General features: G+C 64.8%; 13 protein-coding genes. 5 read left to right on the forward strand and 8 right to left on the reverse strand.

Annotated elements, in window-relative coordinates; translation table 11 throughout:
* Positions 1–36: 36 nt before the first annotated feature.
* Both FJ423_RS05150 and FJ423_RS05155 read right to left on the reverse strand, forming a co-directional pair.
* Positions 37–234, reverse strand: a complete 198-nt coding sequence (locus FJ423_RS05150) for a hypothetical protein (protein ID WP_140839787.1) — start codon at positions 232–234, stop codon at positions 37–39.
* A 145-nt stretch (positions 235–379) separates the two neighbouring features.
* On the reverse strand, positions 380–865 hold the full coding sequence (locus tag FJ423_RS05155; RefSeq protein WP_140839789.1) for a thioesterase family protein: 486 nt from the start codon (positions 863–865) through the stop codon (positions 380–382).
* Positions 866–1,016: 151 nt separating this feature from the next.
* Here FJ423_RS05155 and FJ423_RS05160 point away from each other — a divergent pair, with 151 nt between their 5' ends.
* Together FJ423_RS05160 and FJ423_RS05165 are read left to right on the forward strand one after the other, a co-directional pair.
* The gene (locus FJ423_RS05160) at positions 1,017–2,435 is read left to right on the forward strand and encodes an FAD-linked oxidase C-terminal domain-containing protein (RefSeq protein WP_140839791.1); all 1,419 of its coding nucleotides are present in this window, start codon (positions 1,017–1,019) and stop codon (positions 2,433–2,435) included.
* Between the two features lie 2 nt (positions 2,436–2,437).
* On the forward strand, positions 2,438–2,935 hold the full coding sequence (locus FJ423_RS05165; protein ID WP_140839793.1) for a hypothetical protein: 498 nt from the start codon (positions 2,438–2,440) through the stop codon (positions 2,933–2,935).
* A 28-nt stretch (positions 2,936–2,963) separates the two neighbouring features.
* On the opposite strand, the gene FJ423_RS05170 is transcribed toward FJ423_RS05165, so the two are convergent.
* Complete coding sequence (locus FJ423_RS05170) at positions 2,964–3,932, reverse strand: Dyp-type peroxidase (protein WP_140839794.1); 969 nt, start codon at positions 3,930–3,932, stop codon at positions 2,964–2,966.
* Between the two features lie 196 nt (positions 3,933–4,128).
* Here FJ423_RS05170 and FJ423_RS05175 point away from each other — a divergent pair, with 196 nt between their 5' ends.
* Entirely contained in the window at positions 4,129–8,052 is a 3,924-nt protein-coding gene (locus FJ423_RS05175) for an AsmA-like C-terminal region-containing protein (protein ID WP_140839796.1), read from the forward strand.
* Positions 8,053–8,088: 36 nt separating this feature from the next.
* On the opposite strand, the gene FJ423_RS05180 is transcribed toward FJ423_RS05175, so the two are convergent.
* Complete coding sequence (locus tag FJ423_RS05180; RefSeq protein WP_140839798.1) at positions 8,089–8,517, reverse strand: helix-turn-helix domain-containing protein; 429 nt, start codon at positions 8,515–8,517, stop codon at positions 8,089–8,091.
* A gap of 171 nt (positions 8,518–8,688) precedes the next feature.
* Here FJ423_RS05180 and FJ423_RS05185 point away from each other — a divergent pair, with 171 nt between their 5' ends.
* A complete protein-coding gene (locus FJ423_RS05185; protein WP_140839800.1) occupies positions 8,689–10,494 on the forward strand; it encodes a chloride channel protein in 1,806 nt (601 codons plus the stop codon).
* On the opposite strand, the gene FJ423_RS05190 is transcribed toward FJ423_RS05185, so the two are convergent.
* From FJ423_RS05190 to FJ423_RS05205, 4 genes are all read right to left on the reverse strand, one after another.
* Complete coding sequence (locus FJ423_RS05190; protein ID WP_140727872.1) at positions 10,491–10,718, reverse strand: ribbon-helix-helix domain-containing protein; 228 nt, start codon at positions 10,716–10,718, stop codon at positions 10,491–10,493. The two genes, FJ423_RS05185 and FJ423_RS05190, sit on opposite strands and share 4 nt — an antisense overlap.
* An 8-nt stretch (positions 10,719–10,726) precedes the next feature.
* Positions 10,727–10,924, reverse strand: a complete 198-nt coding sequence (locus FJ423_RS05195) for a DUF4169 family protein (protein ID WP_140839802.1) — start codon at positions 10,922–10,924, stop codon at positions 10,727–10,729.
* A gap of 9 nt (positions 10,925–10,933) precedes the next feature.
* The gene (locus FJ423_RS05200) at positions 10,934–11,464 is read right to left on the reverse strand and encodes an SspB family protein (protein WP_140839804.1); all 531 of its coding nucleotides are present in this window, start codon (positions 11,462–11,464) and stop codon (positions 10,934–10,936) included.
* Between the two features lie 116 nt (positions 11,465–11,580).
* Positions 11,581–12,264 (reverse strand): TetR/AcrR family transcriptional regulator, encoded by a 684-nt coding sequence (locus FJ423_RS05205; protein WP_140839806.1) that lies wholly within the window; start codon positions 12,262–12,264, stop codon positions 11,581–11,583.
* Positions 12,265–12,447: 183 nt separating this feature from the next.
* Between FJ423_RS05205 and FJ423_RS05210 the strand changes: the two genes are divergently transcribed.
* A complete protein-coding gene (locus tag FJ423_RS05210; protein ID WP_140839808.1) occupies positions 12,448–13,653 on the forward strand; it encodes a multidrug effflux MFS transporter in 1,206 nt (401 codons plus the stop codon).
* Positions 13,654–13,681: the final 28 nt, after the last annotated feature.

The raw sequence follows: 13,681 nt of genomic DNA on the forward strand, positions 1-13,681 counted from the left end.
ATGGCTGGTCAGGGAGGATGAGGCAGCGACGATGGATCAAGCGTGGCCGCGCTTCATGCGCGCCTGCTTCAGAATCATGCGCCAGCGGATCATGTCGAACGGGATGGGTTCGTTGTTGTTGGCGATGTGGAAGATCTCATTGTTGACGTTCTTCAGCGATCGCCAGAAATCATAGTCGGTGATGCGTGGATCGGCCGCCAACCGTTCCACTTCGACCTTGATGTCGGTTTTCATGCACTGTCCTCGCACCGCATTCCGCCAGCCGCCCCCGCGCAAACCCGGTACGGCGGTTTTCGAACGCGCCAGTGAGTCGTTCAACGGACTCAACCGACTTGTTCACGTTAAAGCCTTGGTAAGGTTAACGCGGGCGTCCGAGTTTTCAAGCGCCCTTGCGCTTGATGCCGATCGAGCGGCCGGCGCGCTCCGGCATCGGCAGTCCGGCATGGGCGGTGCGCATGGCCTCGACCTGGGCCATCACGTCGGCGGGGAAGGGAGCGACCTTCGGTCCTTCCATGTCGACATGCAGCGATAGCGATTCGGACGTCGCCGCCAGCCAGCCGTCGACGTGGCGGATTTCCTGATAGGCACGCAGCCGCTTCTCGTCATGATCGATCAGCTGGAACGAGACGTTGACCTTGTGGTCGAGGTGCAACTCCTGCACGTAGCAGACGTGAACTTCGGCCGTGTAGATGGTGAGGCGTCGCTCCTTGGCGTAGTTCGGCCCCATGCCCATCAGCTCGAACGCCTGGTCCGAGCAGCGGTCGAACAGCACGTTGTAGTAGGCCATGTTGAGATGGCCGTTATAGTCGATCCATTCCTTCTCGATCGCCATTGGGCTGGAAATGATCGGTGCGGGGATCGTCATTTTGGTTTCCTCGATGGTCGCTGCACAGGGCGGACGGACGGCTACGGTGAAGTCGCCGAGCTAATCGCTTGGCACTTTTCCTAGGATTGCTTTAGGCATCATTCATAGCTGCACTACAAGCGCGGCCGCTGGTCCATTCGCGGAGGAAATCATGGCTTTGAGCGACCTCAACCCCGTCGAACGCAATGAGGAAGGCATCGCCGCGGTACTCGGCATCCTCAAGCAGCGCTTCGGCGAGCGCTTCCAGACCGGCGAGGCGATACGCGGCCAGCACGCGCACACCACCACCTATATTCCGACCCAGGCGCCGGACGGCGTCGCGTTCGTCGAGAGGAGCGCGGACGTGCAGGAGATCGTGCGCACCTGCGCCGCCCACCGCGTGCCGGTGATCGCCTTCGGCGTCGGCTCGTCGCTCGAGGGCCACACCAATGCGCCGGGCGGCGGCATTTCCATCGACACGTCGCGCATGAACCGGATCCTCGCCGTCAACCCGCAGGACCTTGACTGCACGGTCGAGCCCGGCGTGACGCGCGAGGACCTCAACCGGCACCTGCGCGACACCGGTCTGTTCTTCCCGATCGATCCTGGCGCCAATGCGTCGCTGGGCGGCATGGCGGCGACCAGGGCGTCCGGCACGAACGCGGTGCGCTACGGCACGATGCGTGAAAACGTGCTGTCGCTGACCGCCGTCATGGCCGACGGCGAGACGGTGACGACCGGCAAGCGGGCGAAGAAAAGCTCGGCCGGTTACGACCTGACGCGGCTTCTGGTCGGTTCGGAAGGCACGCTCGGCGTCATCACGTCGCTGACGCTGAGGCTGCAGGGCATTCCGCAGGCGATCTCCGGCGGCGTCTGCCCGTTTCCGAGCCTCGAGGCCGCCTGCAACACGGTGATCGCGACCATCCAGATGGGCATCCCGGTGGCGCGCATCGAACTGGTCAACGCGCTGCAGATGCGGGCGATGAAGAACTATTCCAAGCTCGACTATCCGGAGAGCCCGTGCCTGTTCGTCGAGTTCCACGGCAGCGACGCGGGCGTCGCCGAGCAGGCCGAGATGTTCGGCATGATCGCCGAGGAGCAGGGTGGCGGGCCGTTCCTATGGACCAGCGTCGCGGAAGAGCGGACAAAGCTCTGGAAGGCGCGGCACGACGCCTATTGGTCGTCACTGACGCTGCGCCCCGGCGCCAAGGGGCTGTCGACCGACGTCTGCGTGCCGATCTCGCGGCTTGCCGAATGCGTCACCGAGACCGAGGCCGACATTGCCGAGATGGGACTTATCGCGCCGATCGTCGGCCACGCCGGCGACGGCAATTTCCATGTGCTGGTGCTGATGGATGTCGACAACCCGGCCGAGATCGCGCTCGCCGAGAAATTCGTCGCCCGGCTCAACATGCGCGCGATCGCCATGGAAGGCACCTGCACCGGCGAGCACGGCATCGGCCAGGGCAAGGTCGGCTTCCTCCGCCACGAGCTCGGCCATGGCGTCGATGTCATGCGCACGATCAAGCAGGCGCTCGATCCGCTGAACATCATGAACCCGGGCAAGATCCTGCCGGGCGCAGGACACTAGTCATGGCCGCGGCAGAAGCTTTGCTGCCGATCGACCTGCCGTCAGTATCGGCGGGCGCTCCGTTGCCGCATGTTTTCGCAGATGAACAGCGGCTGCTGGTCGCCTACATCGCCAATGGTCCCGACCCGTCCTTCGACGTCACCAGTCCGCGTTCGGTTTCAGCAGTTGCGGAGGGGGAGGCCGTCGCAATCCTAACGATGGACCCTTATGTCGCATTCCAATTCGGCCCGCCAAACGACGAGGCGCTCAGCGGGCATCGGCTCTACGCGCTCGGCCTGCAGCCATATTCCGCGTTCGAGGTCCTCAATTCGTCTTGGATTGCTTCTCTGGAAAAAGCGAACCGGGTTCACCCGCGCCATGTGCCGGAGCTGTTTTCCGGTCGCCGGCATTTCATTCTCACGTTCCACGATTCGACCCTGGAATTCATCGCGCGAGATTTCCGGGTAGGCCTGCGAAAGGGAGCGGTGTTGAAGGCTATGATCGAAGCGATGAACGACTGATCGACCCGCCGCGGCGCCTTGCGGTCGCTTATTCCTGTGCCCCTTCGGCCAGCTTCTGCAGCATCGGCCGTGTCGGCGCGAAGAAGGTCGTACCTGTATGCGGGGTCGAGAAATCGAGCAGCCGGTCATAGGCGCCGGGGGGCTCGCCGATATACATGCGCTGCAGCATCTTCTCGATCACCCAGAGATAGCGGGTGTAGCCGATGAAATAGGTGCCGAACTCATTCTGACCCGGGCGGCCGAACGGCATGTTGTCGCGCAGGATGTCGTATTCATTGCCGGCGTCGTCCTCGATGGTGGCCAGCGACTTGTGCGATTTACGCGGCTTGTCGTCGTCATCGATCTCGATGTTGTCGATCTTGGTGCGGCCGATGATCTCTTCCTGGACATGCGTCGGCGTCTCTTTCCAGGCTGCCATGTTGTGCAGGTATTTCTGCACGACGACATAGCTGCCGCCGGCAAAGTCGCCGTCCTCGTCGCCGATCAAAGCAGAGGCGGGCAGGTCGAGGCCGGTCGGATTTGCGGTGCCGTCGACAAAGCCCAGGAGGTCGCGCGCGTCGAAATAGCGGAAGCCGGACACCTCGTCGGCGACGGTCACGCTGCCGGCCAGGCGGTCCAACAGGATGCGCTCGAGCTCGAAGCACATGTCGGGCCGCTCGGCGCGGATGTGGAAGAGCAGATCGCCCGGCGTCGAGGGCGCCAAATGCGCCGAGCCCTCGATCGGCGCGAAGGGTTTCAGCTCGCGCGGCCGGCGGCCGGGCGACAGACGATTCCAGAGCGCGGCGCCGATGCCGGCGATGCAGGACAGGCGGCCCGACAAGTCGCGGAAGCCGACATTCTTGACGAGATCGTCGAGCTCGCCCAGCACCGAAGCGACATTCGAAAGCGCGGCCTCGTCGCTGCCGACGGTCACAACAAGGAAAATCGCAGCCGTCGAGAGCGGGGCGTCAACGCTCTGCGCGTCGATCGGCACTCTGTCCCAGTTCTTGCCTGACATCGGGAACGCTCCGTATTGGGTTCGGATTTTGGGTGGTCACGAACGTGACCGGAAGGGCAGGGGATTTGCAAAAGAGATATCGCGAGCGCGAGCCTTCGCGCAACTGGAGACGTTGGCCGTTGCCGCGCGTTGAATTGCCTCTTTATCGACACGCGGATGCGGGTAGAGTGCGGCTGACTTTCAACCCGGGAAACAGATGCTCGCCCGCCTGTTCGTGATCTTCGGTGGCCTGTTCGTGCTGGTGCTGTGCGCGGCGCTGGTGGTGCCGTATTTCATCGACTGGACGGGTTACCGGGGCGATTTCGAGCGGGAGGCGAGCGCCGTCCTCGGCCGCAAGGTGACTGTGAAGGGCGACGCGACAGCGCGGCTGTTGCCGTTTCCGTCGGTGACCTTCTCGAATGTCGAGGTCGCGGGCGGGCCGGAAGGCCAGCCGGCGATGACGGTCGAGACCTTCTCCATGGATGCGGAGCTGGCGCCGTTCCTGCGCGGCGAGGTGCTGATCTTCGACATGCGGCTGGTGCACCCGAAAGCCGTCATCAATATCGCCGGTGACGGCACCGTCGACTGGACGCTCCGGCCCTCGGCTCCTTTCGATCCGGGCCAGATCGCGATCGAGAAGCTGTCGGTGAGCGAAGGGCAAATCGAACTGCGCCATGCCGCCGGCGGGCGCAGCCACCTGATCTCGGAGATCAACTCGACGATTTCGGCCAAGGCGCTCACCGGCCCGTGGCGGATGGACGGAACGCTGCGCTTCGACGGCCTGCGGGCCGACGTCTCGGCTTCCACCGGCAAGGTGGAGCCGGACGGCCAGATGCGGCTCCGGCTGAAAGCGAATCCCGATGCCTATCCGCTGATCATCGAAGCCGACGGCAATGCCGGCATCGTCAAGGGCGCCGCGGTCTATTCTGGCCAGTTCAAGATTTCGGGCGACGACAGGAATTCGGCCGAGCTGCGCGGCAACGAGGGCGAGCCGGTCAAGGTCAGCACCGGCAAACCCGACCCGGGCTTCCGGCTGAACGGCAAGTTCGCGCTCGACCACCAGAAGCTCGATGTCGACGAGTTCCGCTTCGAGACCGGGCCGCTCGACAATCCCTATACCGCCGACGGCAAGGCATCGGTCGATCTCGGCCTGAAGCCGCATTTCTTGGTCGAGGCCAGCGGGGCGCAGGTGCAGTTCGACGAGGCCGTCGGCGGGGCCGCCGGCGCCGGCTTCACGCTCGACCAGCGCATTGCGGCGTTCGAGCGGACGCTGCAGCACATGCCGAAGCCGACCATACCGGGCAAGGTCGAGGTCAGGCTGCCGGCGGTGGTGGCGGGCGACACGACGGTGCGCGACGTGCGGCTGTCGGCAGAGCCGGCCGAAGGGGGGTGGTCGGTCAAGTCGCTTGCCGCGACGCTGCCGGGCCGCACAACGCTCGAAGCCGACGGCATGTTGAGCGTCGAAGATCATTTCGGCTTCACCGGCTCGTTGCTGCTGGCCGTCGGACAGCCTTCCGGCTTTGCCGCCTGGCTGTCGAAGGATGTCGACGAGGCGATCCGCCGGCTCCCGGCGGCAGGCTTCAAGGCCAAGGTCGATCTCAGCGAGAACCGGCAGTCGTTCAGCGATCTCGAACTCATCCTCGGCAAGGCGAAATTTTCGGGCAGCATCGATTCCAGCCAGCCGGACGGCGCCAGGCCATCGGTGCTGATGCGGCTGACGGGCGGCGAGATGGATCTGGACGGGCTCGCGGCGTTCGCCTCGATCTTCATCAGCGACAAGGGCGCCAACCGCTTTTCGGATCGCGATCTCGATTTCCAGATCAAGGCGGGTCCGGTCAGCGCCGGCGGGTTCAGCGCCGACAGTGTCGATACGGCGCTGCGGCTGCGCGAGGGCCTGCTCGAGATCGACCGGCTCTCGATCGGCGGCCTGGCCGGCGCCTCGATCAGCGCCACGGGCCGGATCAAGGATTTTCCGCAGAGCCCGACGGGCAAGCTCAACGCTTCCGTGGTGGCGGTGGACCTCAAGCCGCTGATCGATGTCGCGGCCCAGCATTATCCCGACAATCCCATGCTCAAAGGCCTGGCCAGCCGTGCGGCGGCCTATCCCGAACTGTTCCAGGACGCGCGCATCGATCTCTTGACCAGCGCCGCCGACAATGGCGACGGCACCACGGGCCTGGCGCTCTCGGCCCAGGGCAAGGCCGGCGGTTCGGCCTTTTCGGCTTCGCTTTCCGGCAAGGGAACCGCGGACAAGCTCTCCGAGGCGCCGGTATCGATCACCTTCAACGCCCGCAACGACAATGCCGCCACGTTGCTTGCGCTTTACGGCCTGCCGGCGCTGCCGCTCGGGATGCTCGGCCATGCCAACACCGAGGTCTCGGCGAAGGGCTCGGTCGCCGGCGGTCTCGCGACCAGCTTCAACCTGACGGCCGACGACTTCAGGGCAAGCTTCGACGGAACCGTCGCCGAGACGGCGCAAGGCGCCACCGCCAAAGGCAAGGTCAATCTTAGTGCCGCCGATATCGAGCCGTGGCTGATGACGACGGGGGTAGGCCTGCCCGGCATGGGAACGGGAACATCGACGTCGCTGGCGGCCGATGCCGATTTCGGCAATGGGCTGCTGGTGCTGAGCGGCCTCACCGGTTCGATTAACAAGGCGGCGGTGTCCGGCGACGTCAACATTGACGCCAAGGACGGGCTGCCGCATCTTGCGGGAGCGCTGGCGCTCGACGAACTCGACCTCGATCCGCTGGCGGTCTCGCTGTTCGGCGACCAGTCCTTCGCGCCCGCCAAGGGCGGATGGCCGACGACGCCGTTCAGCCAGAAGTCGGCCTTGCCGTTCAACGCAGACCTCGATCTCAACACATCGGCGCTCGCCATCGGGCCCTTCGCGACGGCGCATGACGCTTCATTCTCGCTGAAGCTCGATCGCGAAGGCATCCACGTCTCCGACCTCAAGGCGAAGCTTTATGGCGGCGCTCTGACCGGCCTGTTCGACCTGAAGAACACGGAGGGCACCGGCCTGTTCTCCGCCCAGATGAGGCTGGCCGGCAGCGATCTTGCCGCAGTCCTGCCAGGCGCCGGCATCGGCGGCAGCGGCGATCTTTCGACAGCGTTGTCGACCAGCGGCAAATCCGTCGATGCCATGATTGCGGCCCTGTCCGGGTCCGGCACCGCGGCGCTGAAGGGATTGAAGGTGGACGGCATCAATCCGGACGGCTTCGGCGCCATCATCGCCAAGGCCGATGCGATCGGACGCGATATCGACACGGCCAAGACCGCGGAGTTCGCGCCGCAGATCGCAGGCGAAGGCAGCTTCGCCGCTGGTGACGCCGATGTGGCCTTCACCATCGCCAATGGGACACTGCGCGTGCCGCCGGTCAGCCTCGATAATCCCGGCGCGACCTTGTCCGCCGACGTGACCGCCGATCTCAACACAAGCACCGTCACGGCAAAGGGGACGCTGACCTATCGTCCCGGCGAGGAGGCACTGGTCGGTTCCGAGCCGGCCGTCAATTTCAGCCTGGCCGGCCCGCTTGGGGCGACCGCGCCCCAATTCGACAGCGGCCCTCTAGCACAGTTCCTGACGCAGCGCGCTCTGGAGAAGGAACAGCAGCGGGTCGAGGCGATGCAGGCGGCGCTGTTGGAGAAGCAGCGCCTGCGGCGCGAGGTACGCTATTACGCGGCGCTGCAAACGGAGCGCGACAGGGCGGCCGAGGAGTTGCGCCGGCAAGAGGAAGAGGCGCGGCAGAAGGCCGAGGCGGAAGCCAAGGCAAAAGCCGAGGCTGAAGCGCAGGCACAAGCGGAGGCCGAGGCAAAAGCCAAGGCGGATGAAGAGGCCAGGGCCAAGGCGGAAGCCGACGCCAGGGCTCAGGCCGAAGCCGACGCCAAGGCGAAGGCCGACGCACAGGCGAAGGCCGAGACCGAGCAGCGGGCCGTGGATGAGGCGGCCAAGGCGCAGGCCGAAGCCGATCGCAAGAAGGCGGAGCAGGAGAAGCTGGAGGCGGAGCGCAAGGCGGCCGAGCCGAAGACCGATCGGTCGCTGCCCGGTGTCAATGACGGTTCGGCGCCGGCGCCGGCAAAGCCGAAGTCCAACCCGTTCACTATCGACAATCTGTTGAAATCGCTCGACGGCGGCTGAGCTTCACGTCACACGTAGCGAAATCAGCCACCGCGCCTAGGATTCTTCCTGGCGCGAGAGCAGGCGCCGCAGCATCGGCTCGATGCGCGAAAGCTCGTCGAGATGCGCGGCCGACAAGTCGGCCAGGCGATCGTCAGCCAAAGGGGTGAGCTGCAGCAGCACGCGGCGGTGATCGCTCTTGTCCTGATCGCGTATGACCAGGCCGGCCTCGGCGAGGCGGTTCACCAGTTCCACCGCGCTGTGGTGGCGAATGCGCAGCCGCTCGGCAAGGTCGCCCACCGCCACCGGTCCGCCGCCTGGAAATCCTTTGATCGCTAGCAGCGCCTGGTGCTGGCGCGGCGTGAGGCCCGCCTCGTTGGCGTGGACCTGGCTGAATTCGAGAAAGCGGCGGATCAGATAACGGAACTGCGACAGCCGCTGGTAGTCGGCCTGGCTGATGGCGGGGCGTTGTTTCGGCGGCGTCATTTCCCGACTTATGGTCTTTTCGTGCAAAAGCTCAACTGGCCGTCGCGATCCCCGTCCAAAATGACGCGGCGCAGCGATTGAAAACAGCCTTGCAGATTTATATCGCGTTACGATATGAGGCCACCTGAAACCGGGCGGTCTACGTGCCGTCAGAAAGTTCAGGCTCCCAAAATGAAATCCGCTCGTGCCGGCAACGGCCATCTTCGCGACTTCACGACTGATCCGCGCGTGCTGTTTATTGCAGCCATCGCCGTGGTGGTGGCGACCGCCGGGCTTTTTGCCGGCATCGTGCTCCTGCAGCTCATCCGGCTTGCCACCAACATCGCCTATTTCGGCCAGTTCTCGCTGGCCGAGCTAAGGCTCGAGGACACCCCGCTTGGGCTCGCCGCGGTGATCGTGCCGGTGATCGGCGCGCTGATCATCGGCTTGATGGCGCGCTTCGGCAGCGAGAAGATCCGCGGCCACGGCATTCCCGAAGCCATCGAGGCAATCCTGCTCGGACGCTCGCGGCTCGACGCCAAGGTCGCGGTGCTGAAGCCGCTATCGTCGGCGATCTCGATCGGCTCGGGCGGACCGTTCGGCGCCGAAGGCCCGATCATCATGACCGGCGGCGCCATCGGCTCGCTGATCGCGCAGATGCTGCCGGTCAGCGACAATGAGCGCAAGACGCTGCTGGTGGCGGGTGCCGCGGCCGGCATGACGACGGTGTTCGGCACGCCCATCGCCGCCATCATGCTTGCCGTCGAACTGCTCCTGTTCGAATGGACGCCGCGCAGCTTCATCCCGGTTGCGGTGGCGGCAATCGTTGCGGAAGTCGAACGCAGCCTGCTTCACCTGCCGAGCCCGATCTTTCCGTTCTCTGGCAGCATGGATTCATCGATCGCCGGGCTGTGCGGCTGGGTGCTGATCGGCATTGCCGCCGGACTTCTTTCGGGACTGCTGACGCAACTGGTCTATGCCTGCGAGGACGCCTTCCTGAAGCTGCCGATACACTGCATGTGGTGGCCGATGATCGGCGGCTTGGTGGTCGGCATCGGCGGACTTATCGAACCGCACGCGCTTGGCGTCGGCTACGACAACATCGCCAACATGCTCGACGGCCGCACCGTCGCCACCGCCGCGCTGCTGCTGCTGGTGGTGAAGGCCGTCATCTGGTCGGTTGCGCTGGGGTCTGGGACCTCGGGAGGCGTGCTGGCGCCACTGCTCATCATGGGCGGCGCGATGGGCGCGGTGCTTTCGGGTATCCTGCCCGAGGCAAGCCCCGGCTTCTGGCCGCTGCTGGCGATGGCGGCGACGATGGGCGGCACCATGCGCGCGCCGCTGACCGCGACCTTCTTTGCCACCGAGCTTACCGGCAACACGCATGTGCTGGTGCCGCTGATTGCCGCTTGCGCCACCGCGCATGCGGTCACCGTGCTGTTGATGAAGCGCTCGATCCTGACCGAGAAAGTGGCGCGGCGCGGGCATCACCTCGTGCGAGAATACCGCGTCGATCCTTTCGCCCTGACCAGGGTCAAGGAAGTGATGACCACCAAGGTCGAGAGCGTGCCGGGAACGATGACGCTACATGGCGCGGCAACCTTCCTGACGGCGCCGGATACTCGGCATCCGAGCTTCCCGGTCATCGATGAAGCGGGGCATGTGCTCGGCGTCATCGATCCGCCGGCGATCCTGCGCTGGCGCCGTAACGGCAAGCACCGCAAGGCGACGCTGGGCGAATTGCTGGCCGGCAACAAGATTACGCTGGCCTATCCGGACGAATATCTCGAAGCGCTTTCCGACAAGCTTTTGCTCGCCAATGTCTCGCATCTGCCGGTCGTCTCACGCGAGGATGAACGGCTCGTCGGCTATATCGGCTGGAAAGACATGATGCGGGTAAGGTCGAAAAAGCAGGCGGAGGAGCGCGACCGCACGGCATTGCTGAGCTTCGGCGCAAAGCGCAAGACGCAACAAAGCATCAGCGATAGCGCGGTCTAGGACGCGGCGCCGCCGCGTTTTGCCCAGGCCAGCACGTAGAGCCTCAGCGCGGATGACAGGTTCGCGTCGCGGGTCCGAGTCTCGTCGATCTCCGCGACCAAGGCCGCGAGCGACAGCGAGCGCTCGGCGGCGATGGCGATGAGGTCGTCATAGAAGGGCTGTTCCAGGGAAAAGCTGGTGCGGTGACCGCGGATCGTTACCGAACGTTTCTCGACCGCGGCCATTGCAGGACTCAGCGCTCGCCAGGGTCGTCGGGTTTTTCCCGGCGATGGCCGGCTACGAATTTCTCGGCCTTCTGCGATGTCAGCCTGTCACGCTCGCGCTCTGTCTTCGAGCGGCCGTTCAGCGCCCGGTTCTCGCCGGCTCGGCGTTCCTTCTCGGTGCGCGCTTTCTGCTTGCGGGCCTGGCGGAGATTGATGACCTCGCCCATGGCGCCGGGCTACTTCTTGCGGAAGGCGTCGAGCGAAACGACGTCGGCGCCCTTGGCGCCGGTCTCGGCGACCGCCTGCTTCTTTTCGGCCTCGGCGGCCTTCTTCTTGGTTTCCGCCTTCTTCTCGGGAACGACGGCGACCGGTTCGGGGGCCGGAGCCGCGGCCTCGTCTTCGGCGCTTTCCGTCTTGACGTCGAATTCGAGCTCGAAATTGACCGACGGATCGTAGAAGCCGCGCACGGCGGAGAAGGGGATTTCGAGCTTTTCCGGCACGTCGGAGAAGGAAAGCCCGACCTCGAAGCCGGCATCCGTCACCTTGAGGTCCCAGTACTGGAACTGGATGACGATGGTCATCTGCTCCGGATAGCGCTCGCGCAGCCTGGACGAAATGCGCACGCCCGGCGCGCCGGTCAGGAAGGTGATGAAGAAATGATGATTTCCCGGAAGGCCGGTGCGCGCGACCTCGGCCAGGACCTTGCGCATGACACCGCGCAGAGCCTCCTGGGCCAGAATGTCGTAGCGGATGTGGTCGTCGGCCATCTGATGGTCGGGTTCCGTTGAATCGTCCGCATAGCTGTAATCAAGCTTGAGCGCGGCGTAAACCGCATATAGGCGCAAAGCCGTGAGGCCAAGAGGGGTGCCGGCGATTTGATGGCTCAGGCGTGAGCGAGCGCAGCCTGCTTGGCGGCTGGCGATTTCCTTCTGGCGAAGGCGCCGAGAAAGGTCCGCACGCCGTTCGTGGCCGAGCGCAGCACCTCTTCCTCGGTGGGCACGCCGCCCAGCATGAAAGCGATCTGAAGCTCGGCGTTGACGAGGGCGAAGAACTGACGCGCCGCGACGTCGGGGTCGCCGATCGACAGGTGGCCGGCGAAGGCAAGCCGGGCAAAGCGCGCGGCAAGCGCCGACCAGGTACGGCCCGGGCCTTGCTCGCGCCATTCGGCAAACAGTTCCGGATAACGCTCGCCTTCGGCCTGGATCAGCTTGCGCAGGAAACGGCCGTCGCGGTTGCAGATGCAGTTGCGATTCATGCGCACGGCGAAGGCGATCAGGTCGGCTTCCAGGTCCGTGGGCTGATCGGGAAAGCTGGCGATGGTGGCGAAGATGCCGGCATTGCAGCGCTCCGTCAGGTCGCGTACGACCGCGACGAACAGCTTTTCCTTGTCGCCATGGTGGTTGTAGACGGTCTGCCGTGAAACGCCGGCCTCGGCCGCGATCAGGTCGATATTGGCGCCGGCATAGCCTTCGCGGCAGAAAACGGAAGCGGCGGCGTCGACCACCGACACGCGCTTGGCCTCGTGGCTGCGTGGCGGGAAAGTGTCAGGAGAAACGCCGTGCTTCATGAAAAATCTATATAGCGGTGATTGACGAATTGGACAAGCCTGTCTAAATTTGTGGACACAATAAAGGAAGCCCGCACGGAAGGGGCGAGAAATTCGCCCTTGGACGTAGGATTTCCGGGGGATGGAACGTCCTGGGTTCAGACGCCGGCATTTTGCGGCAACCAGATCCGAAAGAGCCTTATCATGAGTCCCAAATTCCTCCGCATTGCGGTCGTGCTCGGCTTGTTGTCCGCGATTGGTCCATTTGCGATCGATATGTATCTTCCCGCGCTGCCTTCGATCGGCCAGGACCTGCATGCCGGCACCGCCGCCGTGCAGATGAGCCTTCTGATCTTCTTCCTGTCGATGGGTTTTGGGCAGATCGTCGTCGGCCCGATCTCCGACATGGTCGGCCGCAAGGCGCCGCTTTACGCCGGCCTCGCGCTGTTCATGGTCGGCGGCATCGGCTCGGCGATGGCGCCGACCATCGAGTGGCTGATCGCCTTCCGCTTTCTGCAAGGGCTTGGCGCCAGCGCCGGCATGGCGGTGCCGCGCGCCATCGTGCGCGACCTGCACACCGGCAACGAGGCCGCCAAGCTGATGTCGCTCTTGATGCTGGTCTTCTCGGTGTCGCCGATCCTGGCGCCGCTGACCGGCAGCCAGATCATCGAGAGCTTCGGCTGGCGCGCCGTGTTCTGGACGGTGACGGGCGCGGCCGCTTTGGCCACCATCCTGCTTGCCACCTCGCTCAAGGAGACGCGGCCCGTCGAAGAGCGCGCCGGCTCATCCTTCGGCACGGCGCTTGCCGGCTACCGCTACCTGATGGGCGACCGCAACTTCCTCGGCCTCGTGGCGATCGCCGGCTTCGGCATTGCGAGCTTCTTCGTCTATCTGTCGAGCTCGTCCTTCATCCTGATCGACCATTACGGCCTGTCGCCGTCGCTCTACAGCGTGTTCTTCTCGATCAACGCGGTCGCGTTCATCGGCATGTCGCAGCTGACCGGGTTGCTGGCCGACCGCTTCGGGTTGAAGCGAGTCGTCTGGGTGGCGGTCACCGGCTATGCCACGGTAATGGTGGCGCTGTTCGCGATCATGGCGTCCGGCGTCGACCGGCTCGACGTGATGGCCGCGCTGCTTTTTATCGGTTACGGTTTCCTTGGCCTCGTCATCCCCACCACCTCGGTGCTGGCGATGGAAGAGCATGGCGAGATCGCCGGCACGGCCTCGGCGCTGATGGGCACGTTGCACTTCGCCATCGGCGCGCTGGCGATGGGCGTCGCCGGCATCTTTTTCGACGGCACACCGTTGCCGATGGTGGCCGGCATCGCGCTGTGCGCCGTGATCTCCTTCACTCTGGCCAAGCTGACGCTCGGCCGCGCGCGCGAAGCGGTCGAAGCGCCGGCGGAGTAGGACAGCCGTTGAGAAGATAGAAAAGGCC

It is taken from the genome of Mesorhizobium sp. B2-8-9, assembly GCF_006439475.1.
Taxonomy (GTDB): Bacteria; Pseudomonadota; Alphaproteobacteria; order Rhizobiales; family Rhizobiaceae; genus Mesorhizobium.